General features: G+C 38.1%; 29 protein-coding genes. 12 read left to right on the top strand and 17 right to left on the bottom strand.

Annotated features, from left to right (window positions below; all coding sequences use genetic code 11):
• Nucleotides 1-16 precede the first annotated feature (16 nt).
• Both AC1M9C_RS06420 and AC1M9C_RS06425 read left to right on the top strand, forming a co-directional pair.
• Nucleotides 17-925 (top strand): LysR family transcriptional regulator, encoded by a 909-nt coding sequence (locus AC1M9C_RS06420; protein ID WP_481587770.1) that lies wholly within the window; start codon nucleotides 17-19, stop codon nucleotides 923-925.
• Nucleotides 918-1235, top strand: coding sequence for an NGG1p interacting factor NIF3 (locus AC1M9C_RS06425; protein WP_481587771.1), 318 nt, complete (start codon nucleotides 918-920; stop codon nucleotides 1233-1235). The genes AC1M9C_RS06420 and AC1M9C_RS06425 overlap by 8 nt, the downstream gene beginning before the upstream one ends.
• On the opposite strand, the gene AC1M9C_RS06430 is transcribed toward AC1M9C_RS06425, so the two are convergent.
• The 4 genes from AC1M9C_RS06430 to AC1M9C_RS06445 all read right to left on the bottom strand — a co-directional run bounded on the left by AC1M9C_RS06430 (nucleotide 1184) and on the right by AC1M9C_RS06445 (nucleotide 5217).
• Nucleotides 1184-2254, bottom strand: a complete 1071-nt coding sequence (locus AC1M9C_RS06430) for a helix-turn-helix domain-containing protein (RefSeq protein WP_481587772.1) — start codon at nucleotides 2252-2254, stop codon at nucleotides 1184-1186. The two genes, AC1M9C_RS06425 and AC1M9C_RS06430, sit on opposite strands and share 52 nt — an antisense overlap.
• A gap of 180 nt (nucleotides 2255-2434) precedes the next feature.
• A complete protein-coding gene (locus AC1M9C_RS06435; RefSeq protein WP_481587773.1) occupies nucleotides 2435-3451 on the bottom strand; it encodes a DUF6670 family protein in 1017 nt (338 codons plus the stop codon).
• Nucleotides 3452-3610: 159 nt separating this feature from the next.
• Nucleotides 3611-4360, bottom strand: coding sequence for a nitroreductase family protein (locus AC1M9C_RS06440; protein ID WP_481953403.1), 750 nt, complete (start codon nucleotides 4358-4360; stop codon nucleotides 3611-3613).
• A 56-nt stretch (nucleotides 4361-4416) separates the two neighbouring features.
• Nucleotides 4417-5217: an enoyl-CoA hydratase-related protein gene (locus AC1M9C_RS06445; protein ID WP_481587775.1), complete on the bottom strand. Its 801-nt coding sequence runs from the start codon at nucleotides 5215-5217 to the stop codon at nucleotides 4417-4419.
• Between the two features lie 103 nt (nucleotides 5218-5320).
• On the opposite strand from AC1M9C_RS06445, the gene AC1M9C_RS06450 reads away from it, so the two are divergent.
• Entirely contained in the window at nucleotides 5321-5902 is a 582-nt protein-coding gene (locus AC1M9C_RS06450) for a nicotinate-nicotinamide nucleotide adenylyltransferase (RefSeq protein ID WP_481587776.1), read from the top strand.
• A gap of 32 nt (nucleotides 5903-5934) precedes the next feature.
• Nucleotides 5935-6492 (top strand): YceI family protein, encoded by a 558-nt coding sequence (locus AC1M9C_RS06455; RefSeq protein ID WP_481587777.1) that lies wholly within the window; start codon nucleotides 5935-5937, stop codon nucleotides 6490-6492.
• Nucleotides 6493-6519: 27 nt separating this feature from the next.
• On the opposite strand, the gene AC1M9C_RS06460 is transcribed toward AC1M9C_RS06455, so the two are convergent.
• On the bottom strand, nucleotides 6520-7401 hold the full coding sequence (locus AC1M9C_RS06460) for a LysR family transcriptional regulator ArgP (protein ID WP_481587822.1): 882 nt from the start codon (nucleotides 7399-7401) through the stop codon (nucleotides 6520-6522).
• Between the two features lie 101 nt (nucleotides 7402-7502).
• Here AC1M9C_RS06460 and AC1M9C_RS06465 point away from each other — a divergent pair, with 101 nt between their 5' ends.
• Both AC1M9C_RS06465 and AC1M9C_RS06470 read left to right on the top strand, forming a co-directional pair.
• The gene (locus AC1M9C_RS06465; protein WP_481587778.1) at nucleotides 7503-8105 is read left to right on the top strand and encodes a LysE/ArgO family amino acid transporter; all 603 of its coding nucleotides are present in this window, start codon (nucleotides 7503-7505) and stop codon (nucleotides 8103-8105) included.
• A 392-nt stretch (nucleotides 8106-8497) separates the two neighbouring features.
• Nucleotides 8498-10618 carry a TonB-dependent receptor gene (locus tag AC1M9C_RS06470; protein WP_481953404.1) on the top strand — a complete coding sequence of 707 codons (2121 nt, stop codon included), beginning with the start codon at nucleotides 8498-8500 and terminating at the stop codon, nucleotides 10616-10618.
• Between the two features lie 57 nt (nucleotides 10619-10675).
• Here the strand turns inward: AC1M9C_RS06470 and AC1M9C_RS06475 are convergent, their stop codons facing one another.
• The 3 genes from AC1M9C_RS06475 to queC form a co-directional block, all read right to left on the bottom strand.
• Nucleotides 10676-11137, bottom strand: coding sequence for a peroxiredoxin (locus tag AC1M9C_RS06475; protein WP_481587780.1), 462 nt, complete (start codon nucleotides 11135-11137; stop codon nucleotides 10676-10678).
• Between the two features lie 93 nt (nucleotides 11138-11230).
• The gene (locus tag AC1M9C_RS06480; RefSeq protein ID WP_481587781.1) at nucleotides 11231-11644 is read right to left on the bottom strand and encodes a hypothetical protein; all 414 of its coding nucleotides are present in this window, start codon (nucleotides 11642-11644) and stop codon (nucleotides 11231-11233) included.
• A gap of 16 nt (nucleotides 11645-11660) precedes the next feature.
• The gene (gene queC / locus AC1M9C_RS06485) at nucleotides 11661-12329 is read right to left on the bottom strand and encodes a 7-cyano-7-deazaguanine synthase QueC (protein WP_180028449.1); all 669 of its coding nucleotides are present in this window, start codon (nucleotides 12327-12329) and stop codon (nucleotides 11661-11663) included.
• 289 nt (nucleotides 12330-12618) lie between these two features.
• Between queC and filA the strand changes: the two genes are divergently transcribed.
• Entirely contained in the window at nucleotides 12619-13494 is an 876-nt protein-coding gene (gene filA, locus AC1M9C_RS06490; RefSeq protein ID WP_481587782.1) for a putative pilus system protein FilA, read from the top strand.
• Between the two features lie 72 nt (nucleotides 13495-13566).
• Here filA and queE read toward each other — a convergent pair whose 3' ends face one another.
• Both queE and dapD read right to left on the bottom strand, forming a co-directional pair.
• A complete protein-coding gene (queE, locus tag AC1M9C_RS06495) occupies nucleotides 13567-14277 on the bottom strand; it encodes a 7-carboxy-7-deazaguanine synthase QueE (RefSeq protein WP_481587783.1) in 711 nt (236 codons plus the stop codon).
• A 111-nt stretch (nucleotides 14278-14388) separates the two neighbouring features.
• Nucleotides 14389-15210 carry a 2,3,4,5-tetrahydropyridine-2,6-dicarboxylate N-succinyltransferase gene (dapD, locus tag AC1M9C_RS06500; protein ID WP_179997889.1) on the bottom strand — a complete coding sequence of 274 codons (822 nt, stop codon included), beginning with the start codon at nucleotides 15208-15210 and terminating at the stop codon, nucleotides 14389-14391.
• A 298-nt stretch (nucleotides 15211-15508) separates the two neighbouring features.
• Here dapD and carO point away from each other — a divergent pair, with 298 nt between their 5' ends.
• Nucleotides 15509-16252 carry an ornithine uptake porin CarO gene (gene carO, locus AC1M9C_RS06505; protein WP_179997890.1) on the top strand — a complete coding sequence of 248 codons (744 nt, stop codon included), beginning with the start codon at nucleotides 15509-15511 and terminating at the stop codon, nucleotides 16250-16252.
• Nucleotides 16253-16346: 94 nt separating this feature from the next.
• Here the strand turns inward: carO and AC1M9C_RS06510 are convergent, their stop codons facing one another.
• The 7 genes from AC1M9C_RS06510 to AC1M9C_RS06540 form a co-directional block, all read right to left on the bottom strand.
• On the bottom strand, nucleotides 16347-17276 hold the full coding sequence (locus AC1M9C_RS06510) for a CysB family HTH-type transcriptional regulator (protein ID WP_092767071.1): 930 nt from the start codon (nucleotides 17274-17276) through the stop codon (nucleotides 16347-16349).
• 55 nt (nucleotides 17277-17331) lie between these two features.
• Nucleotides 17332-18393 carry a sulfate/molybdate ABC transporter ATP-binding protein gene (locus tag AC1M9C_RS06515; RefSeq protein ID WP_035267206.1) on the bottom strand — a complete coding sequence of 354 codons (1062 nt, stop codon included), beginning with the start codon at nucleotides 18391-18393 and terminating at the stop codon, nucleotides 17332-17334.
• Nucleotides 18394-18405: 12 nt separating this feature from the next.
• Nucleotides 18406-19296: a sulfate ABC transporter permease subunit CysW gene (gene cysW / locus AC1M9C_RS06520; protein ID WP_481589027.1), complete on the bottom strand. Its 891-nt coding sequence runs from the start codon at nucleotides 19294-19296 to the stop codon at nucleotides 18406-18408.
• Entirely contained in the window at nucleotides 19293-20126 is an 834-nt protein-coding gene (cysT, locus tag AC1M9C_RS06525; RefSeq protein ID WP_035267202.1) for a sulfate ABC transporter permease subunit CysT, read from the bottom strand. The genes cysW and cysT overlap by 4 nt, the downstream gene beginning before the upstream one ends.
• Nucleotides 20127-20210: 84 nt before the next feature.
• Nucleotides 20211-20816, bottom strand: a complete 606-nt coding sequence (locus AC1M9C_RS06530; RefSeq protein ID WP_481587784.1) for an alpha/beta hydrolase — start codon at nucleotides 20814-20816, stop codon at nucleotides 20211-20213.
• 15 nt (nucleotides 20817-20831) lie between these two features.
• The gene (locus tag AC1M9C_RS06535; RefSeq protein WP_481953405.1) at nucleotides 20832-21848 is read right to left on the bottom strand and encodes a sulfate ABC transporter substrate-binding protein; all 1017 of its coding nucleotides are present in this window, start codon (nucleotides 21846-21848) and stop codon (nucleotides 20832-20834) included.
• Between the two features lie 175 nt (nucleotides 21849-22023).
• Nucleotides 22024-23028, bottom strand: a complete 1005-nt coding sequence (locus AC1M9C_RS06540; RefSeq protein WP_481953406.1) for a sulfate ABC transporter substrate-binding protein — start codon at nucleotides 23026-23028, stop codon at nucleotides 22024-22026.
• A gap of 156 nt (nucleotides 23029-23184) precedes the next feature.
• On the opposite strand from AC1M9C_RS06540, the gene pabC reads away from it, so the two are divergent.
• The 4 genes from pabC to AC1M9C_RS06560 all read left to right on the top strand — a co-directional run bounded on the left by pabC (nucleotide 23185) and on the right by AC1M9C_RS06560 (nucleotide 26169).
• Complete coding sequence (gene pabC / locus AC1M9C_RS06545; RefSeq protein ID WP_481953421.1) at nucleotides 23185-23994, top strand: aminodeoxychorismate lyase; 810 nt, start codon at nucleotides 23185-23187, stop codon at nucleotides 23992-23994.
• A 5-nt stretch (nucleotides 23995-23999) separates the two neighbouring features.
• Nucleotides 24000-25049 carry an endolytic transglycosylase MltG gene (mltG, locus tag AC1M9C_RS06550; protein ID WP_481953407.1) on the top strand — a complete coding sequence of 350 codons (1050 nt, stop codon included), beginning with the start codon at nucleotides 24000-24002 and terminating at the stop codon, nucleotides 25047-25049.
• 14 nt (nucleotides 25050-25063) lie between these two features.
• Complete coding sequence (gene tmk, locus AC1M9C_RS06555; protein WP_035267194.1) at nucleotides 25064-25687, top strand: dTMP kinase; 624 nt, start codon at nucleotides 25064-25066, stop codon at nucleotides 25685-25687.
• Nucleotides 25688-25749: 62 nt separating this feature from the next.
• Entirely contained in the window at nucleotides 25750-26169 is a 420-nt protein-coding gene (locus AC1M9C_RS06560; protein WP_481953408.1) for a PaaI family thioesterase, read from the top strand.
• Nucleotides 26170-26182 lie beyond the last annotated feature (13 nt).

Below are 26182 nucleotides of genomic sequence, written 5' to 3' on the forward strand. Positions count from 1 at the left end.
ATGGGCTGATTGAGATATGGAATTACGACATTTACGGTATTTTATGACTGTTGCTCAAGAGCAAAGCTTTACTAAAGCTGCCGAAAAGCTCTATACCGCACAACCATCACTCAGTCAGCAAATTAAAGATCTTGAACAGGAAGTCGGTGTTACTTTATTTGATCGGACCACTCGTAAAGTCAAACTGACTGATGAGGGGGAAGCATTTTTAAAATACGCAGCTTTGACGCTGGACAATGCCAAGCAAGCTGTAGCTGCAGCTAGACAGGTCGCTCAGCAAAAGAATAATCAGATTCACATTGGATTTTTGAATGTGGCTGAACTGAAACTGATGCCTAGCATTCTGGCGCAGTTAAGAAAGAATATTCCTAATCTTAAAATTCATTTACACAGTTTGACTTGTACTGAGCAAATACAAAAACTTAGAAATGCTGAACTTGATATATGTTTTACTCGATACAAAATGGATCATTCAGATTATGAAGATATCCATATTCTGACAGAACAAATTTATTTGGTGGCTGCGGACAATCTTCATCCTTCAGAACGGACATTGAAACTACAAGAGTTAAAAAATTCATCAGTGATTATGTGTGAACAAAATGCTTCACCAATATTCTATGACAAATTAAATGTTCTAGTTCCCTTCGAAAAGATGGATGATCAAATGCTGTGGGTGACTAATGTATTACAGCATATCAATCTGATTAATTTGGGAATGGGCTTTAGTTTTGCTCCCGAATACCTCCTGAAGTTTTTAAATCATAATATCAAAATTGTGAAAACAGATGAGCAATTACCACAGCTTGGTCTATATGCGAATTATCATCGTCATTCAAACAATATTGCATTGAAAATGATTACCGAAGCCCTTATGCAAATGACAACAGAGCGGAAAAGAGTGGAAGAGGTTATTCATGCTTAAACTGATCTATTTTGTACCAGAATCACATCTAGAGTTGACGAAACAGGCAGTATTTGAAGCAGGTGCAGGCGGGATCGGTGATTATGAGCAATGCGCTTGGCAGGTCAAGGGCTTAGGTCAATTTAAACCTGTCAATGGGGCTCAACCATTTATAGGTCGAGTCGGAGAGCTTGAACAAGTTGAAGAGTGGCGTGTAGAAACTATTGTGCCTGAAGATAAAGCCATAGAAGTGGCACGTGCATTAAAAGCCAGTCATCCTTATGAAGAACCAGCTTTTGAATTCTTACACATTATCTCTATTGACCCATGATCGGTTGAATTTTGTATGCGCTGACGATACGAGGATGGAGATTCTCCTGTCCAATATTTGAAGGCTCGAGAAAAAGCTGATGGCTCTGAAAACCCTGTTAAATAGACAATTTCATCATGTTTGAGTGCGGTTTTCGCTAGTAACTGACGAGCAAGTTTTTGTCTTAATGACGTTAGAACATTCTCGTAATTCGTTCCAATATCTTTGAGTGAAATTTGGATTTTACGCGGGGAGAGTTTAAGAATTCTTGCGATATCTTCTAGAGCGAATTGTCTTAATTTTAGTTGTTCGCCTAAAGCCTCTTCAATTTTAATGACTAGTTCATGTTTATCTACAAGTTCAATGTGCTTCTCAATGATAGCTTGATGTAACAGAAATAAATCAGGCTGAGCAGACGGAGAGGCATATTCTAGAATTTCTGCTTTGAATTTTATACAACCATAAGGCTGATTAAAATAAACTGGGCAATGCCATAGCTCATGATATAAGTCCAGAAATTCTGTATTGTCGTAGCTGAGCCAAATTTCTTGTGCTTGAAATTTTCCCTGACTGATATAATCAAAAAAAGATAAAACAATGGTAATCGTACATTCTAAATAATGACGGACAGGGTGATGAAAACCTTTTAGGGTAACGGTGTCATCTTCTATGTGAAGTTCAATATCCAATCCTGTAGTGAAATATTGATAGTATTTCATTGCTATTTTTAATGCATCGCCAAAATTTGCACTACTTAAAAAAATGTATTCAAAAAGTTGACCACGAAAAGTGGGGAGATGGTGACCGACAGTTAAACCAATATTGGAATTTTGTGTAATAACTTCTGTGAGTTCCCAGAATTTTTTTTGAACACGATTGTCATATCTTAAATCGCGTTGAGGATAGTCGATTGGATGTTGTAACGCATTTAATTGCGAAAATATTAAATCCACATCAACGCCCATATTTTGCAGTGTCTCGTATACCATGCTTGGAAAAATACCAGCATCGGTTCTAATTTTACTTTTTCTTGCGCTCATACCGATATTCAAGACTCAAGTCATGCATTGGAAAAACTAAGGATGCTCTATCCTCAGTTTAAAATGCTGAAATTATAATGTTGAAATGAGTTTAGAAATAATTTGAATGAATGAACATGTCTTTAAATGTCAAAGCCCCATCTCATGAGGCTTAATTATTGAAAGTTTATTTTGAAGCGCTTAATTGCTTATAGGATCAATATACTCAATATAACCTCGACCCTGAATATGCTGACCTTTGAATTGACCTGAATATTGGTAACTACCTGCATAACCGCCAGCCATACCATATTTAAAGTCGCCATTAGCCTTGCCATAAATAGAAATCAGAAGATTTCCTTGATCATCATTGACTTGCCATTCAAAGACTCGAGGTAAACGCATTTTAATGCCATTTGGTGTAGTTACAGGTTCAGGCTCATATTCATGCACCACAGATTCAAGCCCTCGTTCGTATATTCCTCCATGATGATCTACAGAACGAACGTAAACACGACTTTGCAAAACTAAGCCCATTGGACCATGAGTGTCCACAAATAAGACTTGAGTGTGGTTATTAATATTTAAGATTTGATAAGTAAAAAATCGAATGGGAATGTTGATATTGACACCACGTGCATATTCGAAGGTGCATAGACCTTGAACCTGAGTTTTCTGCCCATCGAGTTCTAAATATCCTTGGTACTCACAAAGCAGTGACCAATGTTCATACATGCTTCCTGCAAGTTTAACGAAATGTGCGATTTTATCAGTTGCTTTCAATTCAAGTTCATAATTGAAAGCGTGACCTTGGCGAGTTGCTTTAATGTCTGGGTAGTTAGCCTCTATAACTAAGTCATTACCGAATTTGAGATATTGACCATTAGTCGCCAGTAAACATTCATGCTGTATACTATATCCAGAAAATAAATTAGGCTGTGTTGCAGCAGTACCAATTAATAGATTTGCGGTATCTAAATCTGAAGTTTTTATTAAATGAGAATTTCTGAATATTTTAACGAGAGGTTGTCCTGCAACCACAATCATATTTAAAAAGTTGAATGGGGCAGGTAGATTAGGAATCATGATCCCGTAGTGTACACAGGTATATTTCCCGACAGGTGTGTGTGTCGCAGTGTTTGGATCAAAAGCTTGACCATTTACAAGAGATGAATAATCTATATGTTTAACAATGCTTGAGGGAAGTTTAATTTTCATCTTATTCTCAATTAATATTTTGGCTTAAAATCATTTTTGAAAAAATACGATCAAAAATATAAATCGAGATAAAATAAAAAAATTGACACTACAAACAGTAAGCAATTGTTTGAAGTGTCAACACGAAAAATAAGTCATCAAAAATGTGTGATATTACATTTAAACTTTTTGAATAAATAAGTCTCGATCGAAACGATATTGTGGGAAGAACACACCATCTTCAGCACGCTCTCCCGCACCAATGACCATAATTGGAAACTCTTTAGCATTGAGCCCCAATGTTTTACATACTAAAGGTTCATCAAAACCTTCCATCATACAACTGTCGAATCCATAAGCTCTGAGCGCAAGTACAAGATTTTCGCAGGCTAAAGCTGTTGTCTTCGCTGCCCAAAGTTTGGCATCCGCAGGTGTAAAAGCGGTAACAGGCATTTGTTTGTCAAAATTACGTGCTACTTTGAAAGTTACTTTCTTAAAGTTACCAATTGCATTTAAGTAACCCGTTTTATAATTCAGTGGAATATAGGTATAATATTTTTTGACGAGTGGAGGAATCTCAGGAAATGGAAATTCTTGAATATTCAGTTTTGCCATTTCATTAATTCGATCTGTACGTGCGACACAGACAATCAATTCAGCCGCTGTGCGCGCAGCCCATTGATTTAAACACGCTTTTACAATCTTTTTTTTCTTTTCAGGATTTTGGACAACATAAAAAGTCCAAGGTTGTAAGTTAGATGAATTAGGGGCCAAGAGTGCTAAATCTAAACATTGATCGAGGATATCAGACGGTATAGGTTTTTCTGTAAACTTCCGAACAGATCGACGACTGGTCACGACCTTTTTGAAATTTTCAACATCAATGTCTTGTGGTGCAGGTTCGTAGTAGCGTTTTTTTTCAGTCGTCATGATCCATTCCTTAGATAGAGAGTATTCACCGAGTCGTGAGACTCGGATCTTTTAGCTTAATTAAATTGTGTGAAATCAGGTTTACGTTTTTGCATAAAAGCTTGTACAGCTTCCATCATTTCTGGAGAGCCGACGCGCCCCATAAAGATTACTGCTTCATGATCAATCCAGGACACGATCTCATCAACATCATGTTTCATTAAGGCTTTAGATTGCACGAGAGAAGCAAGTGGTAGTGAAGCCAGTTGTGTGGCTTTTTGAGCGGCAGTTGCATAAACGTCAGATTCAATACTGTTGATCAAGTTTGCAGCCAATGCTTTTTTACTGTCGAATTTATCAGCAGTTAATAAAAGTTCTGCTGCTTTCACATGACCTGCTTGACGTGCTAGTAATTTACTAGATGCGCCTTCAGGTGAAAGACCTAAGCTTACAAATGGAATTTGGAACAAAGCAGTGTTATCTGCATAAACTAAGTCGCAATGCAATAAGATCGTTACGCCAATACCAATTGCGACACCACGTACCGCAGCAATCAGTGGTTTAGAAAATTTAGCAGCAGATTTTAAAAGCACAAAAGGAGGACCATCTTCTGGACGAATTTGATCTTTCATCGCCGCAGATTTCATGAAGTCTTGCATATCATTACCAGCACTGAAATCTGCATCTTCGCCACGTAAAATGACCACACGAACAGCTTGATCTTTGTCTGCTTCATCAAGGGCTTTGGCGATCCAGAGGTATAATTCGCCGTATAATGCATTTTTGGCTTTAGGACGATTAATCGCCAAGGTCAGCACACCATCTTCTAATTTTGCATTTAAATGCTCATGAGGTTGTTGAATACAACTTAATGACATCGTACTATCCTTGCTTTCAATTAATATAGATTTTATGAAATCTATTATGTCGTATTCTGGCGAAGAGTGACATAACTGATCAGTTCATAAACGTGACTTGGCGATGAATTATAAATTTGATTATTTGGTTTATATCGGACGTTTTCAGCCTTTTCATTTGGCACATATGGAAACCATTAAAATTGCGCTGACGCATAGCCAGAACGTTATTTTAGCGCTTGGTTCTGCTCAATTAGAGCGGAATATAAAAAATCCATTTTTAGCCATTGAACGTGAACAGATGATTTTGTCTAACTTTTCTGCTGATCAACAGGCAAGAATCAAATTTGTACACGTCATTGATGTTTATAATGATGAAAAATGGCAAAAATTGGTCAAATCTTTAGTGGCGGGTGTAGTACAGCCAAGTGATCAAGTCGGCTTAATCGGTCACTTTAAAGATGACTCATCCTATTACCTCAAATTTTTCCCAGAATGGGAGATGTTGGAGCTCGATAGTTTAAAAGGTGCAATTTCTGCAACACCACTTCGTGAAGCATACTATCGGGGGGAAATTATGGAAAAAGAACTTCCCCACGGAACGATTCAATTTTTACAAGCGTTTCAAAATTCAGAAATTTACCAACAACTGAAAACTAAATACCAACGTCAAGACAGTACAAGTTTGAGTGAATCAATTGAATGATTGTGTTTAACACAAGAAAACCGAGGGAAATCGTGCGTACTATTACACAAATGAGTTTGGCCACAGTGCTGTTATCTGCTTCTGTTTTTGCTCAAGCGCAAACATGGATACTATCACCTAGCAGTAAGATCAGCTTTGATATCCGATCTGCAGGAATGTCGATTGTAAATGGGCAATTTCAAAAGTATCAATCACAGATGAATTTTGATCCGGCACAGCCTAATCAAGGTTCAGCTAAATTTGTGATGGATGTGAATAGCCTTAAACTGAGCAAAAACTCTTTAAAGGATATGGTCTTTGGTGACAGTTTCTTTCATGCAAGCAAATATAAAACTGTGACCTTTCAAAGTAATCAAATTCGTGCTTTAGGAAATAATAAATACAAATTTGATGGTCAACTCACCATGCGTGGTGTGACACGCCCAGTTTCATTTGATACAATTTTAACTCCAAATGCATCGAATCCAAATGTGTTGAATGTACAATCTACAACAGTCATCAATCGTAGTGATTTCGGTATGCGCAAAGCGATTGGTGGAATTGGTGAAAAAGTGAATATCAAGCTTGAAGGGCAGTGGAAAGCCAACTAAATCGATGAAAAGAAAGCAGTGATTCACTCACTGCTTTTTTAATGTCATGAGTATGTCTGTAATATGTTTGAGTTGTGGGGACTGCTGTTTCCAATGATGCCAATATAGATCAACGTCTTGTGTTGCCTCAGGCAACAAACAAATTAATACTCCTTGGTCGAGTAAGTCTTGAATTTGCAGTTCAGGCACCATGCCATAGCCTAAGCCGAGTTGGATTGCATCGACAAATGACTTAGAAGAGGGGACATAATGATATGGATAACTAGATTGCGGTAATCCAAATTGATTCAGTAGAACCGTTTCATGTAAATGATCTTTATCATTAAAGATGACCGCAGGCGCACGGCGAAAGGAATCGCGATTTAGTCCGTTTTTAAACCATGTTATTTTGAATTCTGGCGTACATACCATTTGATAACGCATCGTGAACAAAAATTCTGAGTGGCAACCTGTCATAGGTTGGGATTCAGCGCTTATACACGCATTTACATAGCCTGATTCCATTAATTGATGCGTATGATCCTGATCATCTATTCGAAGTTGTATTGTGATTTTTTGCTCTATTAACTGTTCAGCAATCGCAGGCAAGAGCCATGTTTCTAATGAATCTGCATTCGTTCCAATGATAATTTTATAAAACTCAGAATTTTGATTTTTTCCCTGAATAAGCTGCAAAACATTTTCTTCTTGACGCTTTTGCCGTAATAAATGTTCAAGCAATATTTCACCTGAATGTGTCACACGGCAAGGTCGTTCTCTCAGGATTAATGTTTGACCAATCTGACGTTCCAATTGTTGGATTCGAAGAGTAATTGCAGCCGCAGAGAGACAAAGCTTTCTAGCAGCCAGATCAAAACTTCCAGTTTCCGCCACGGTGATAAACGCGACACAGTCTTTATAATTGAAAATCATGATTTAATAAAACTTAATGAACTTAATATTAATTTAATAATACTCAATTTAAGATTGAATTGTTCATAATCCGCCTAATGATAAATATTAGGTGTTTTATGTCTTTATCCGTACTGTTTAATGGCTTTGTAACGAGTTTAAGTTTGATTATGGCGATAGGTGCTCAGAATGCTTTTGTGCTTAAACAGGGCTTAAAAAAAGAATATGTTCTGTCTATTTGCATCATTTGCGCCTTTTCAGACTCACTTTTAATTTTGGCTGGTGTATTTGGATTTGGGCAGTTTATCTCAGGCCATCCACAAGTGATGACATATGCACAATGGGGTGGGGCTATATTTCTAGTGGTATATGGTTTACATCATTTTTATCAAGCATTTTCGACCAAAAAATCGATGTGTCTTGATCATCATACGGCTGTTTCATGGTTTAAAATTATTCTCATTTGCTTGGCATTTACATGGCTGAATCCTCATGTGTATTTAGATACTGTCGTGCTTGTAGGTGCGATATCGACGCAATTTGAAGATCACTTATTATCGTTTGCTATCGGTGCGATTACGGCATCATGGTTATTTTTCTTTAGTTTGGGTTTTGGTGCGCAATATCTATCCGCTTACTTTCACAATCCCCGCGCATGGCAAGTCTTGGATATTTTGATTGCTTTAATCATGTGGTACATCGCCTATAACTTAATTAGTTAACTAGAAATTAAAGCATGGAGTTGTGCAAAAAACCTTTTAAAAGACAACTTTTATTTTCCAAATGTTTGATCACAGCATCTGTAACTCTAAGAGCTACCTCATAATTTTTGATCATATTTAAAATTTTAATAAATAATGTCTTAGATTATTCATGTCTAGATTCACTGTGCTTCGATCGATAACTTGATATTTATGCTTACTTAAATTTTCAAACTAAGTCGCTCTGAATAAGTTGGACGAGATACTTTTCTAAGGTTGTAATATGATCGAATATAACTGTGAATTAGTTAAAAACAAAAGTAAATATTAATGATAAATTAATTATAAATAAAAATCATTATCATTTAAATTGTGTATGATGTGCCCAAAACCGTATATAAGAGGGCAGCCACGTGAAAAGAAATCTATTATTTTTGTCTTTAATTTCTATACCATGTTTTGCAGTTGCGCAAGAACCAACACAATTGGCAACCATTGTAGTAAAAGCAGACTCACAAGAAACCGATGTCACAGGTAAACTGAAAAAAAAAGCTACACTGAATATTTTAGGTGAAAAGGATGTGTTAGACACGCCGTTTACCATCCGTAACTACAGCGATCAAGCCATTCAAGATGCACACGCGCATACCATTATGGATGTCTTAAAGATCGACCCAAGTATTCGTACCACGACCAATAGTGGGCATCTCAATGAAAACTTTAGTATTCGTGGTTTTGGTGTGAATTGGGAAGATTACAATTTAAATGGTACTTATGGCATGGCACCTACGGGGCGTGTGACCACAGATATTCTCAATTCAGTGACGGTGCTCAAAGGACCGAATGCACTTGTTGCAGGGATGGCACCGGGTGGAAGCGTTGGCGGTGTAATCGTTGCAAATACGAAACGTGCAGACAAAGAACTTACCCGTGTCACCGCGAATTTCGAAGAAGAAGGTTTTTATAAATCTGGCTTTGATGTTGCACGCCGCTTTGGTCAAGATCAACAGTTTGGTGCTCGCTTAAGTGCCAATTATGGACAAGGTGAACATGTTGTTGATGGCCTAGAAGATGAAAGTACCTCAGCCGTATTAGCATTAGATTGGACCACTGATAAAGCAAAAGTGAATTTTGATGCTTATGTGACGGATGATAAACGTGAAGGTGGTTCGCCTGCGATGGTTTCATTTGCACAGCTTGGCAAAGTCTTAGATGCACCTGACGGTCGTAGTAACTTTTTCCCGAATATCCATGGTAAACAATCAGCACAATATGTTGGATTGTCAGGTGAATATAAATTACTAGATAATTTAAAAGTCATTGCTGGCGTTGGTACTGCAGAACAAAAATATCAAGGGCATCTTTTTGGTACACGCATGATCGTAATCAATGATGCAGGTGACGCGAACTCTCAATATTATCATGTAAAATTAAAGCAAAATAATACCTCAGCAAACTTAGGTTTAGAGGGTGCATTTAATACTGGATCAATTGAACATAAAATTGGTTTACGTGCAGACTACTTAAATATTGAAACAGTGAAACATAAAGGACAAGGATCTACAGCTGTCCCATTTGTCACCAATCTCTACGATCCAAGCCACGAAGGTCATATGCCAGAGCAGGCGCCTGAAATATTTAAACAGGCCGATAATGATTTCATCAGTTATTCATTCACTGATCAAATTTCCGTGCTTGATAATAAATTACAATTCATTTTAGGTGCACGTTACCAAGATATGGACATCAAAAATCCATTGACTGGCGTTGAATATAGCGAAGATAAAGTGTCACCAAGTTTAGGGATCGTGGTGAAACCTTGGGGTGAAGATATCTCGCTTTATGCAAGTTATGTAGAAGGGTTGTCTCAAGGCAATACTGTAACGACGGAAACAGATGTGAATTTTGGAAAAACATTCGCACCATTCCAAACTAAACAGTATGAGGTGGGCGCAAAATATCAACATGGTTCTTGGTTACATACCCTTGCTGCATATCAAATTGAAAAACCAAGTACAATTACAGAGTATTATGCCACCCCGATCAATGGATCGACTCAGATTACGACCGATGGTGGTGAAACTACCTCGAAAGGACTTGAGTATGGATTCTCAGGCAATGTCACAGATGATGTGATTGTTTGGGGTAACTTGGCTTATATTGATGCTGAATATACCAAAGGTATGAGTGGAAAAGTTAAGCTTTCGGGAAATACAGTAGAAGGTCAACCTGAGTTCACAGCAGGGCTTGGCATTGAGTATAAACTCCCGGTGGATGGTTTAAGTGTGAATGCACGTGCTAACTATGTGGATAACCAATATCTCAACAATACCAATACGCTCGAACTTCCTGACTATACGTTACTCGATATCGGTGCGAAATACACAACCAATCTTGGCGGTGTAGATACGACTTTCCGTGCCAATATTGACAATGTCACAGATGAAAAATATTGGGCGGGTGTATTTAACAGTGGCTTTACAACATTGGGTGCAGGACGTACCTATAAACTTGGCGTAAGCTTTGATTTCTAATTGTAGTCAAAAAGAATTATAAGTAGATGAAACCCACGTCAATCGTGGGTTTTTTCATTAGTTCTGCAAAGCTTTTAAATCTTCAAGCACTTGTTCAGCATGCCCTGCAGCTTTGACTTTACGATATTCTTTAACGAGTTTGCCTTGATGAAAAATAAAAGTTGAGCGCTCAATCCCCATCACTTTTTTTCCATACATATTTTTCTCTTTAATCACATCAAAGTGTTGGCAAAGCACTTCTTCTTTATCGCTAATCAAGTCAATTGTTAAAGCTTGCTTTTCGGTGAAGTTTTGATGGGCTTTTACTGAGTCTCTAGAAACACCGAAAATAGTGGTATGAAGCGCATCAAACTGATCTTTCAAACATGAAAAACCAACAGCTTGCGTTGTACACCCAGGTGTTGAATCTTTTGGATAAAAATAAATGATGAGCCAATCTGTATTCAACTCAGTTAAATTCACAGAACCTGTAGTCGTTGGGAATGTTTGATTGGGTAAACTAATTGTTTCCGTTGACATTATAATTTCCTCAAAAGTTGTCACTACATTTATAGGGGAATTCAAAAAAATAGCCACACGAGGTGGCTATCTTAGACCTTATACAAGCTGCAATTATTTTTTAGCTTGTGCTGCTTTCATTGCTTCCTCTGTTAACGACTGTAGCTTAGACGTTAACTGTGGGCCGAAGCATGCTTGAAGATCAGTATTCTGTTTCTTCACGATAGCTAAACTAGAAGGGCTTTTCTTTTGGTTAATCGCACTTTGGATTTCCCATTTTTGAGCATTAGTGAGCTTGCCGTCTGCTTCAATTGCACAAGTACAATATTTGCTGACTTCAGCAGCAGAAAGCTTATTCCCTTTAGCAGTTTCTTCCTTACAAACATTAATCAGTGCAGATTTTACGTTAGTACTTTTGTAGGCTTGCTGCATTTTATTATTCGGCTCATTTGCTTGAGCAGCAGAACCGAAAAGTGCTGCAGCAGAAACAATGGCTGAAAGAATAATGTTTGATTTTAAATTTTTCATATATGGCACCCTGTTATTACGGTATATAACGAGTTGGGTCTTCAACGCCAGCATCTGCAAAACCTTGTTTACGCAAACGACAGCTGTCGCATTTTCCACAAGCTCGTCCTTGGTCATCTGCTTGATAGCATGACACCGTTTGACTGTAGTCTACGCCATGTTCGATGCCTAAGCGAATAATATTTGCTTTGGATAATTGTAGTAAAGGTGTTTCAAATTTAAGAGGTTTTCCTTCCACACCTACTTTTGTCGCTAATCTTGCCATATTAGCAAATGCTTCAATAAATTCTGGTCGACAATCTGGATAACCTGAATAATCCACCGCATTAATTCCAATTACGATGGCTTCTGCGTCAAACACTTCTGCTGCTGCAAGTGCATAAGACAGGAAAATCGTATTACGTGCTGGAACATAAGTGACAGGGATTCCTTCTTGTTCTTGATCAGGAACATCAATGGAATGATCAGTTAATGCAGAACCACCTAAATTACCCAAATCTATATTAATCACGCGATGTTCAACGCCTGCTTGTTGTGTCAGTTTACGTGCAGCATCCAATTCAGTTGTTGAGCGTTGACCATACATAAAACTTAAAGCGATACATTCATAGCGCGCTTGCGCCCAAGCCAAGCAAGTCGTTGAGTCTAAACCACCTGATAACAATACAATGGCACGAGGGCGCATAGGAGAACTCCAAAAAATTAAAGTAAATAAAAAATGAATTATAACTGATTATATAAAGAATAATGGGGTATAAATTTTTTGAATATATAGATCTGCAGAAGTCACAAAACTAAATTAGATCATTATAAAGAAAGTGAAATGTTCGTTTTAGAATTCATTTTACAAGATGTAATAAAACTCTCTTTTGAGTCGAATAAAGTTTAAACAGTTGTTGTTTTTGTTTAAATATTAAATATAATTTAACAAATACTTGATTAAAACTTACAAAAATAATTTTTACGGAATGAAAATGAATCAAATTAATACTTTAATTTTAACCACTGCTGCGTTGATCAGTACAAATTCTTTTGCATTTGAGGAGCTTTCAGATCAAGAATTGTCAACATATGCAGCACAAGATGGTATTACGATTAGCCTTTTACCAGGTGGACCCATTCAAGCTGATTTGATTTGGCACGATAACAGTGGATTCGGGCCAGATTACAACGAAGGAAACACAAAAGCAGGTGCCTTAATTTTCGGTACAGCGAATGGACGTAGTAAGAATCCATTATCACTTTCTTCTGGTTCGGCAGATATTAGTATTACCTTAAAAATCGATGCTCAAGGAGGGAGTAGTACTACAGGGCCTTTTCTGAATTTAGGTGTATTTGTTCCTGAAGATATTATTATTAATACCGGTGATATTTGGGTGGGTAAATCGGGTCAAGTTAGTCCAACCGGAAGAGGCTATAGTGATCCCGTTAAAATTATGGATAATATGAAATTTTATGTATCCAATCTCTCTACCAATATTCAGCTCGGTTCAGCACCTCAAGGCAGTCTTTTAAAACTGAATGGAATATTTAAAGATGGCTTACGTTTAGAGGGCTTCAAAGTCCACGATCATGATGGTGGTGGCGCATTCGGAATAGAATTTATTAATTTAAAAAATACTCAACCAGGGCGTTTTGGCATCAATAATCTTGATTTTGATGTTGCAGGTTCGATACGTACAGATGGACTGGAACTCAAAATAAACCGTCTCGGAGATCAAAATGGTTTTAATGCAATGTTATGGGGAGTAGGCGTTGGAGATGCATCAACAATAAATAATAAGATTGGGGATATTTCAATGAAAGGGATTAATTTGAATGGCACGACCATTAAAGTGTCAGCACACTAAAAGATCATTTTGTCTCAAACTACAGTACAGAAAAGTGCTGTACTGTTTTAATTTGAGCTATTTTTTTAGGTTTTAACGACCTGTTTCGTCATTCCAGAGCAACTTATGTAATTGAAGCTGGAAACGAACTGGTAAGTGATCCTCTAAGATCCATTGTGCTAAATCACGCGCAAGTTGTGGTAACTTCGCAGCGCCTTTTTCAACAGCAAAAGCAGGTGAGAACCAAACTGTACTTACACGCTTGTGCAACTCATATTGATTCACTTGTTGTTTAGACCATTCATAATCTTCACGATTGCATATGACAAATTTAATCTGATCATGTTGAGTTAAATGGTCTAAATTACTCATTAAATTACGTGAGTCTTCACCTGAAGTTGGTGTTTTTAAATCTAGGACTTTAGAAACTCTACGATCCACTTTTGAAACATCTAGCGCTCCACTCGTTTCAAGGGAAACTTCACAACCTAAATCTGCTAGACGCTCCATGAGCGGTAACGCATTGGGTTGGGCTAATGGTTCACCACCAGTAACACAAATATAAGGTGTCTTAAAATCAAGGGTGGTTTGGATAATATCCTCTAAAGAGTGTCGTTGACCACCTTCAAAAGAATAGGTGGTATCACAATATGTACAACGCAGTGGGCAACCTGTTAAGCGTATAAACACTGTAGGTAAGCCTGAAGTGTTGGCTTCACCTTGTAATGAATAGAAGATCTCCGTAATACGTAACCCCGCAGACGGATCAGAAACAGGAATAGCGGAAGATCGCAAATTACTCATATCGACAAAACCAAACTAAAATAGAGATTATATAAAAGAAAAATCTCTACGATTATTACTAACCGTAGAGATGTGGAGTGTAACTCCAAATACTATAAAATATTAAAAAAATTAGTCAGCGCGTAATAAGTCGTTCAAACTTGTTTTAGCACGAGTCTGAGCATCGACTTTTTTCACGATGATTGCAGCATACAAGCTGTATTTACCGCATTTTGAAGGAAGGCTACCAGAAACAACAACTGAACCTGCTGGAACACGGCCGTAGTGAATTTCGCCTGTTTCACGGTCATAAATCTTAGTTGATTGACCAATGTAAACACCCATTGAAATCACTGAACCTTCTTCAACGATTACACCTTCAACGATTTCAGAACGTGCACCGATAAAACAATTGTCTTCAATGATCGTAGGGTTCGCTTGAAGAGGCTCAAGTACACCGCCAATCCCAACACCACCAGAAAGGTGAACATTTTTACCAATTTGCGCACATGAACCTACAGTCGCCCATGTATCAACCATTGTACCTTCATCAACATAAGCGCCAATGTTGACATAAGATGGCATAAGTACAACATTCTTAGCTTGATAAGAACCTTTGCGTGCAACTGCAGGCGGTACAACACGTACACCAGCTGCTTTAAATTGCTCTTCAGTCCAACCTGTAAATTTAGTGTCTACTTTGTCATAGAATTGGAGATCGCATGATTCGATTGGTTTATTATCATTAAGTTTGAATGACAATAGAACAGCTTTTTTTAACCATTGATGAACAACCCATTCACCATCAATCTTTTCAGCAACACGTAATGAACCATTATCTAAGCCAGCAATTGCTTCCTCGACTGCTTGGCGAATTTCAGCAGGGCAATCTGTAGCTGTGAAGTTTGCACGATCTTCAAACGCTTGTTCGATGATTGACGAAAGCTGAGACATAATCTTCTCTTCCAAAAAAAATTTCCAAGATTTTACACTAAATTGATTATAAAAATTACAATTAATCCTGAAAAAATGTCCGACAATAATGACTATTCTTTATAAGTATGTTAATAAAAGTTAATAAAAGACTTAAGTGCAAATTATTTATAAAACAACAACTAAATCAAAATTGTATCAAAAAATAACAAAAAAGCATCAATTTGAATATTAACCAGCTTTGAAATCTCCATTAAGATGCTTCCGAGTCGAACACATTAATGATTAAAGAACAACTCATTTCTTTGAGGAGAAAAAAATGAAAGTGTTAAAATTACTCGCTGTTACAACAGCATTATCTGTTTCAGGCTTCGCTATGGCGGACACTCAAGTAGTACGTACAGGTAATGTATTTGAAGCTAATCAATTAATCCCTACTGGTGTTCGTGCTGAAGTTGGTACAACTGGTTACGGTGGTGCATTACTTTGGACTGCTAACCCATACGTTGGTCTTGCTTTAGGTTACAACGGTGGTGATATCTCTTGGTCTGATGATTTATCTATTGACGGTACTAAGTACGATTTAGATATGGATAATAGTTTGGCATACTTAAATGCTGAGATTCGTCCTTGGGGCGCGAGTCAAAATCCATGGGCTCAAGGTCTATATATGGCTGCTGGTGTAGCATATATCGATAATGAATACGATGTTACTAAGCGCTTAAACAATACGAATGATGTTGTTAAGATTGATGGCAAAAATTACAACGCTCCATCTGGTCAAGGTTTCATCGATGGTAAAATGTCATACAAAAATGACTTTGCTCCATACGTAGGTTTTGGTTTTGCTCCTAAAATCAATAAAAACTTCGGTGTATTTGGTGAAGTAGGTGCTTATTACACTGGTAACCCTTCTGCAAATATTACTTCAGTAGGTTTAGCTGAAGTTGGTGGTACTGGTACTGGTGCTGATGCAGCTGAAGCTTTAGAAGCGAAAATTGAATCTAAAGACAAATATGAGTGGCTTCCAGTCGGTAAAGTGGGTGTGAGCTTCCACTGGTAAGATCCAATTAAAAAAACGAGCTTCGGCTCGTTTTTTTATGCAAGTTAATGCAAATAATAAAGGCGCTATAGGCACCTTTATTATTTGTAGCTTATTAATCTTCAGGATAAGCCACACGCTTTAACGCTTTGATATCAGCACTAGGTGCACATAGCGAAATAAACTCGTAACCGTATCCACGTAATAAATGACCTTTACGAACAGCAATCCAAGTGGTATTCACCCCGAATAAATCAGTATCAATTTGTTTTAAGCGATGATCTCGTTCTGTATCGTAGGCTACATCGTTGACAATCCCGACACCCATACCTAACTCCACATAAGTTTTGATTACATCAGCATCAAGCGCAGACATCACTAAATCAACATCAAGTCCTGAGTCTTCAAAGGCTTTATCAATCTTTGAACGTCCCGTAAAACCACCGTGATAGGTAATAATCGGATACTCTGCCAAATGTTCTAAGCTAATCTCTCGCGCTGCTATTTGAGTAAGTGGATGACCTTGAGGCGTAATAATACTGTGTTTCCAGTTATAAAAAGGAACACTTGCTAAGTTTTCTTCAGTAGTCAGATTCTCAGTAGCAATACCAATATCTGCATCGCCTAAAAGTAACATTTCAGTGATTTCAGTTGGGCTTGCTTGTTGCAAAATCAAATGAACTTTCGGAAATAATTTTTTGAATGAATTTACAATTGGTGGTAATACATATCGCGCTTGAGTATGAGTGGTTGCGATGGTTAATGTACCTTCATCTACACGATTAAAATCATCGGCTAATCTTTTAATATTGTCTGCATCGACCAGCATTCGCTCCACAATACCGAGCAAAGCTTGACCAGGTTCAGTTAACCCTAATAAGCGTTTACCTTTTCGGATAAATAGTTGAACACCTAATTCATCTTCTAAATCTTTAATATGTTTACTTACGCCTGATTGAGACGTGTAAAGGGCAGCGGAAGCTTCCGTTAAATTAAAATTTTGTCTGACGGTTTCTCGAATAATTCTTAATTGTTGAAAGTTCATAGTCTTTGTTACCTTTAAAATGATGGGGCTATATAAAAGCCCCATCTACACATTTTTATGCGTTTTCTTGTGCAAATAAGTGCAATGTATTAGTCGTTAACCAAACCGATTGATTTGGGCGGAATTGATGCAGTTTAGCTTCATCTGGAGTGAGTAGAATTTCGATGAGATTGCCATCTTGACCTTGAAGTTCGGCAACCACTTTTCCTGCAATCCAAACTTCACGTAAGAACGTTGCTTGAATTGCATTGTCTGTAGGTTGAGCGTGAATTTGAAACTCATCTGGTCGAATGAAGGCAATCACTTTACCTTCAGGTGCATCTTTAGCTAAAGGCAGTTGAATGCGATCATTTCCGATCTGTACGATTCCCGCTTGATTATGACCTTCGAACTTATTGGCTTGACCTAAGAAGTCAAATACAAAAGGCGTTGCTGGTTTTTCATAAACTTCACGAGGTGAGCCAATTTGTTCAACATTACCTTTATTCATTACAATGATTTGATCTGCAACTTCAAGCGCTTCTTCTTGATCGTGGGTTACAAAAATCGAGGTGATGTGGAGTTCATCATGTAAAGTTCTCAGCCAGCGACGTAACTCTTTACGAACTTTTGCATCAAGTGCGCCAAATGGCTCATCCAGAAGTAGTACACGAGGTTCAACTGCAAGCGCACGTGCAAGCGCAATACGTTGACGCTGTCCACCTGACAATTGTGCTGGATAACGATCTGCTAAGAATCCTAATTGAACTAAATCAAGTAGTCGTGTAACCCGTTTTTTGATTTCAGATTCTGAAGGGCGTGTTGAACGTGGACGAACACGTAAACCAAAAGCAATATTGTCAAATACTGTCATATGACGGAATAAAGCATAATGTTGGAATACGAAGCCGACTTGACGTTCACGAACATGAACATTTGTTGAGTCTTGACCTTCAAGGATCACTTGACCGCTGTCGGCAGATTCAAGACCAGCAATAATGCGAAGTAAAGTCGTTTTACCGCAGCCTGAAGGTCCTAACAATGCCACGAGTTGACCATCAGGAAAATCTAGGGAGATATTGTTTAGTGCATGGAAAGCACCAAAGTGTTTTTCAATATTTTTAACTTGAATACTCATCGGATACTTCCTTTAAACTGTAGAATCTTCATTACGTTTGCTTAATTTCTCTTGGCGAATTTCGACCCATGTTTTAAGAATCAATGTCACAATCGCCAATAAAGCCAAGAGGGATGAAACAGCAAATGCTGCACTAAAGGTATATTCGTTGTAGAGAATCTCTACATGCAGTGGCAATGTATTGGTCTCTCCACGAATATGACCCGATACTACAGAGACTGCCCCGAATTCACCCATTGCACGTGCGTTACAAAGAATAACCCCGTATATCAAGCCCCATTTAATATTTGGAATCGTGATTTTCCAAAAAGTTTGCCAGCCTGAAGCACCCAAAACGATTGCCGCTTCCTCTTCTTCTGTACCTTGAGCTTCCATCAGTGGAATGAGCTCACGTGCCACAAAAGGAACTGTAATAAAGATGGTTGCTAGTACAATTGCTGGAACGGCATATAGAATCTTAATGTCGTTATCCATCAGCCATCCGCCGAACCAACCTTGAGTACCAAACATCAATACCAACATCAAACCTGCGATTACAGGTGATACTGAGAAAGGCATATCAATAATCGTGGTTAATATGGATTTACCACGGAAATTAAATTTCGCAACAGACCAAGCCGCCGCCACACCAAATACTACGTTGAGCGGTACAGCAATTGCAGCTGTTAGTAAGGTGAGCTTTACAGCCGACAACGTGTCTGGATGAACTAAAGCTTGCGCATAAACGCCGATACCCTGTTTGAATGCTTCAACAAAAACTAAAATCAAAGGCAGGATTAAGCAACTGAGGAAGAAAATCATGGCAATGACAATGAGTGTATAACGAACCCAAGTCGGTTCTCGCGTCGCATCACGAGATTGCAATTTTTCAGCTAAAGCATTGCTATTTGTATTCAAACTCATTGTGCAGTTCTCCCTGTACGACGACTCGCCCATGCTTGTAACAAGTTAATCAAGAACAAGATAGCGAATGAAATAAGGAGCATGACAACGGCGATCGTCGTTGCACCTGCATAGTCATATTCTTCCAATCGAGAAATAATCATTAATGGCGCAATTTCAGTTTCGAAGGGTTGGTTACCTGCAATAAAGATAACTGAACCATATTCACCCACGCCACGGGCAAATGCGAGAGCAAATCCTGTGATTAAAGCAGGGAAAAGAATTGGTAAAATCACTTTGGTTACAATTTGCAGTCGATTTGCACCCAATGCTGAAGCTGCTTCTTCAAGTTCAGTCTCTAAGTCACTTAGTACAGGTTGTACTGTACGTACCACAAAAGGTAAGCCGATAAATATCAGCGCTAATGTAATCCCAATAGGGCTATAAGCGACTTTTATTCCTAAGGGTTCAAGATATTGACCAATCCAGCCTGTAGGTGCATATAAAGACGTTAATGCAATCCCAGCAACAGCAGTTGGTAACGCAAAGGGTAAATCAACCAATGCATCAACAATTCGTTTACCAGGAAAACTATAGCGCACGAGACACCAAGCGAGTAATAAGCCAAATACAACATTAATGAAGGCAGCAATGAGTGCAGCACTGAAACTTAGTTGTAATGATTTTAAGATACGCTCAGAACTTAAAATCTCCCATAAACCTTCCCAGCCAATACCTAAAGACTTAATAAAAACAGCCGACAAGGGTATGAGCACAATTAAAGATAAATACGCTAGGGTAAAGCCTAGAGATAGACCAAATCCTGGCAGCACTCGGGATCGCTGCGACATGACTACTCCTCAAATGAGAGAAAAAGCTTACCGAAATCAATAAGCAATTGAATTGAAAAATTTATCAAGAATAAGTGGCGAACTTTAAATTGCAAATTTGTAATACAACTTGCCATTATCAATACTATTGATATAGTTCGACAGCTTTTCATGAATCATAAAATCGAAGATCTCTGGAAATGGTCCAAATCCTGAATCAACATTAATATGACCGACTTGACCTAAGTTAATCGGTTTTACACCCCATGATTTTGCTAATTTTTTTGCATCCTCAAAACCTAACCACGGATCATTTTCACTGATGAGCATTTTTGTGGGAACGCTAATCTTAATTTGATGAAAGTAAAAACTATAATCAGTCAAACTCAAACGAGCAAAACCATTTTCACCAAAACGACTTGGATTGGCTGGTGCAACTAAAACCAGTTGTTTAACTTTCTGTGCTATTTCTGGGTGCTGATGCAGAGCAGCGACTGACGTTAAACAGCCAAAACTATGTGCAACAATCTGTACGGGTGCATCTATCTGCGAAATTTTTTCTACAAAACGATTAATCCAATCTGAAAGTAAGGGAAAGTTCCAATCATCTTGTTGAACACGTGAGCATGGCATGACTTGACGTTGCAACCATGATTGCCAATGATTTTCATCACTTCCGCCGACGCCGGGTACAATGAGTGTATGTATCATGTCACGCTCCACTGATTATTTTTTTGTGTTATTGGCTTTGGTAATTTGGTCAAAAATACCATTATTCTCAAAATGAGCTTTTTGTACTTTCGCCCAGCCACCAAACTCTTGATCAATTGTGACCAATTTAAGTGGCTTAAATGTTGATGAATATTGTTTTAATACAGCTTGATTACGCGGACGATAGAAATTCTTCGCGGCAATATGTTGTCCTTTAGGAGAATAAAGGAAATTCAAATAACCTTGCGCCAAATATTTATTGCCTGATTTTTCTGCATTTTTTTCAACGATCGCTACAGGTGGTTCAGCAAGTATAGAAAGTGTTGGCGTCACAATTTCAAATTTACCTGGTTGTTCACGCAGTGCTAAATGAGCTTCATTTTCCCAAGCAAGCAAAACATCGCCAATACCACGTTCAGCAAAAGTTGTAGTTGAGCCACGAGCGCCCGAATCTAAGACCTTGGTTTGTTTATAAATTTGTTGAACAAATTGTTGTGCTTTGGCGTCATTTCCACCTGGTTGGTGTTTAGCCCACGCCCAAGCCGCTAAATAATTCCAACGTGCACCACCTGACGTCTTAGGGTTTGGTGTAATAATTTCCACACCCGGTTTTACTAAATCACCCCAGTCATTAATATTTTTTGGATTTCCTTTTTTGACGAGGAAAACAATTGTGGAAGTGTAGGGTGTCGAGTTATGTGGGAATTTCTTCTGCCAATCCTTTGGTAATAAATTGGTTTTTTCAGCAATCGCATCAATGTCAGCTGCAAGTGCGAGAGTCACAACATCTGCATCTAAACCATCAATGACTGCACGCGCTTGTTTACCTGAGCCGCCATGTGACTGACGAAAGTTGATGTTTTGTCCAGTCCGAGATTTCCAATACGTACCAAATTCTTTATTTACTTCTACGTAGAGTTCACGAGTAGGATCGTAAGAGACGTTTAATAAATCTTTAGCGGAAGCGCTAAGCGAAGCAGCTGAAACAAAAGCTGCGATAACCCCAAGTTTTAATTTAGCTGAAAAGCGCATGGCAACCTCAAAAGAAAATATTCTGTTACATGGCGCTAGAATAAATCTAATCTTTATGCATAAAAAATAATTAAAAATGAATTTTATATGAAAAAAAAAGATTTAGTTGTGTTGTTAAAAAAATGCCGATCATGAATATGATCGGCAAGCCATTAGTTAAAGCTTAAATCTTAATTTATTTATTACTGTTTGCTTTGACAATTTGATCGAATATCCCGCCATTATCAAAATGTTGTTTTTGGACTTTTGTCCAACCTCCAAACTCTTTATCAATCGTGACTAATTTTAAAGGTTTAAACACGGATTGATATTTTGAAAGTACCGTTGCATTTCGTGGTCGATAAAAGTTTTTGGCAGCAATGGTTTGACCAGCTGGCGAATACAGATAATTCAAATAGGCTTTTGCTACATTGAGGTTGCCATCTTTTTGCGCATTTTTCTCAACAATTGCTACAGGGGGCTCAGCAAGAATGGAAAGTGTTGGTGTAATGATTTCAAATTTTCCAGGTTGTTCACGAAGTGCTAAATGCGCTTCATTCTCCCAAGCTAGGAGTACATCTCCAATGCCACGCTCTGCAAAAGTTGTTGTTGCACCACGTGCACCAGAGTCTAGCACTTTAGTATTTTTATAAATTTGTCGTACAAATTCTTGTGCTTTAGCATCGTTACCGCCGGGTTGGTGTTTTGCCCAAGCCCATGCTGCTAAGTAATTCCAACGTGCACCACCTGACGTCTTAGGGTTTGGCGTAATAATTCCCACATCATTTTTAATCAAGTCTCCCCAGTCTTTGATCCCTTTGGGATTGCCTTTTTTGACTAAAAACACGATGGTTGAGGTATAGGGTGTAGAGTTCTGTGGGAATTTTTTCTGCCAGTCTTTTGGTAATAAATTGGTTTTTTCAGCAATCGCATCAATATCTGCTGCGAGTGCGAGAGTCACGACGTCTGCATCTAGGCCATCAATGACCGCACGCGCTTGTTTACCAGATCCACCATGGGATTGTTTAAAATTCAAATCTTGACCAGTCTGCTTTTTCCAATATGCTCCAAACTCTTTATTAAAGTTGTCATAAAGTTCGCGAGTTGGATCATATGAAACATTTAAAAAATCTTTTGCGAGTGTAGAAACAGAAGTGACTGAAAGTAAAGCTGCAATGACCCCAATATTAAAAGAACGCATCATTATTCCTATGTGTTTGTCGTTTTTTGATGATTTGAGCATAGGGAAATTTTTTAAAATAAAAAAATAAGAAGAAATGAAAAAGTTATGATCAAAACAGCTATTCATTTTGTGAGTGACTTTTTACACTATGAGAACGGAATGAGGTTGCTTGAAATGATCTGTTTAAAAAATGCCAAGCCAATGGATGCAATATCTATTTTTGATCGAGGCTTCCATTATGGAGATGGCTGTTTTACCACGGCGAGAATTCGAAATAATAAAATTGAATTATTTGAACGTCATTTAAAAAGATTGAATACCGCCATTGAGCGATTGTCACTTCAAGCTAATCTTGACTATATTTCTGAGTCTATCCAGTATTTACAGCAAAAGTATGATCAATTAAACGGGACCATTAAAATTGTACTGAGTCGAGGCGAGGGGCAACGAGGATACAGTTTACCTCATCATTCAGCAGATCTTTGGTTGTATTATTATCCGCAAAACGTGACTGATCATCACTATGAAGTCATTGTGAGTGGTTTACTTGAGCGAGCGATGGGTTTAACCATGCCACAATTGGTGGGAATTAAATCACTGAATCGGTTAGAACAAGTGTTACTAAAGCAGGAAGCTGATGAGAAGGGTTTTCAAGAAGCCTTAGTTACAGATGTGCAAGGCTATATTGTTGAAGGAATCAGCAGCAACTGCTTTATACGATTGATTGATACGTGGATTTGCCCTGAACTTCGTTATAATGGCGTTCATGGGGTGATGCGTGCTGAAATTTTGGAGCGCATGAATCATTATGGTATAACGTTCCAAAAAAGAGTAATTGATTTGAATGAGCTTCCTCACATTCAAAGTGTATTTTATTGTAATGCGCTCCACCCAATGAAAATCGCCTCTTGCCTTGATGATCGTCGATTAGATACACAAGCGTGTATTGATCTTTTTCACCACCTTCAACTTAATCAGATTTAAAGCTTATGTCCTCTCCTCAGAAATCAACAAAGAAAAAGAACAGCAAGACATCCTTTAAACCTAAAGCGCTTTTACTCATTATTGCAGGCCTAATGTTGCTTGCAACCATGATTCTATCTACAAGTCTATGGAAGGATTATCCTGTAGAGGGTAAAAAGCAAATGCTCGCGATTAATCATGGTGATACTTACTCACAATTTATTGATCGTTTAGCTCAAAATAAGCAAGTTTCATTTCCCATTATTTTAAAGGTTTATCAACGATTCATGATTCATGACAGCATGAAAGCTGGAGTCTATGAGGTCAAAGCGGGAATGAGTGTTCGTCAAGTTCTAGACATGATTTCAAATTCTGAAAATGCACAATTGAATCGAATTTTGGTCATTGAGGGTACAACATTTAAGCAGTTAAAAAATGCACTTAAAAATGATGAATTGGTGACGAAAGAGCTGGTTCATTTGAGCGATGCAGAAATATTAAAGGAATTGAATATTCCATTTTCACATCCAGAAGGTTTATTTGCGCCAAATACTTATTTTTTTGCAAAGGGTGAAACAGATCGTAAAATTTTAACTGATTTGTATCAACATCAGATGAAGGCGCTAGATAAAGCCTGGGAAAATCGAGCTTCTGATTTACCTTATAAAAATAAATATGAAGCGCTGATCATGGCATCAATCATTGAGAAAGAAACCAATGTTGATCATGAGTTAGATAAAGTGTCGGGCGTATTCGTTCGTAGATTAAAAATTGGTATGCGTTTACAAACTGATCCAACCGTCATTTATGGTATGGGCGATCAATATACGGGTAACATTACCCGTAAAGATTTAAGAACGCCAACACCATATAACACGTATACGATTTACGGATTGCCACCAACACCGATCGCATTACCAAGTGATAAAGCGATCGAAGCGGCAATGCATCCAGATCATTCTGACTATATTTATTTTGTGGCGACTGGTAATGGAGGTCACAAATTCAGTACCAATCTAGATGACCATAATCGCGCTGTTCAAGAATATCTTGCTGTGATTCGATCTAAAAAATAAGGGGTAAAATAGACGTGTTTATTAGCTTTGAAGGCACAGAAGGTGTTGGTAAAACGACATTGATTCATAAAATTCGTGACTACTTCCTTGAGCAATCAAAGCAAGTTGTTCTAACTCGTGAACCAGGTGGTACTCCGCTCGCTGAGCAAATTCGTTCCGTACTTCTGACAGTGAATCATGAAGAAAGAATGAGTAATGATACTGAACTATTATTAATGTACGCAGCTCGAGCGCAACATTTGCAACAAGTCATAATGCCTGCACTTGAAAATAGTTCGATCGTGTTATGCGACCGTTTTTGTGATAGCAGTTTCGCGTATCAGTGTGCAGGTCGTGGGTTAAGCCGTGAAAAATTAGCGCTTTTAAACCAAAACTTTGTTCTAAAAATGCCTGACCTAACATTTTGGTTGGATGCTCCGACTGAACTCGGAATGCAACGAGCGCGTGCGCGTGGAGCATTGGATCGGTTTGAACAAGAAAAAGCAGCTTTTTTTGAAAAAGTACGCGCAGGATTTGCTGAATTACATCAGTTAGAACCCAATCGTGTTAAGCGTATTGATGCAACACAAAGTCCTGAGCAAGTATTTAATGATGCAATTGAACGAATTAGTTCATGGAAAGCTGAGCATAAATGCTAATTAAAAGATGCAAATATGATTTATATTGAGTCATTGTTTATGGAAAAACGATTAGACTCAATATGATCAGTAATAAAGAAGAAATACTCAAATTCCTACAAACCGAATTTCCACAAAGTCTCCAAAAATGTGAAATAGTATCGGTAGAGCCACGTGGTGCTACAGTCATTTATCATGTTGATGAAAATGATTTAAGACCTGGAAGGACAGTTTCAGGTCCGACCATGATGACAGCTGCCGATTATGGGTTGTATATCGCAATACTGGGAGAAATTGGTATTGTAGGTCTTACAGTGACAACCAATATGAATATTAACTTTCTTAGAAAACCCAAAGGTGGTTGTGACATCAAGGGTGTTTGTAAATTAATGAAAGTTGGCAAAGCTCTAGTTGTCGGAGAGGTTTACTTGTACTCTGTAGGGGACGATGAGCCTATAGCGCACGTTACTGGGACTTACTCAATTCCTCCCAAAAGGACATAAAAAAGCGAGTTCA

It is taken from the genome of Acinetobacter sp. 24-47-39 (assembly GCF_056783825.1).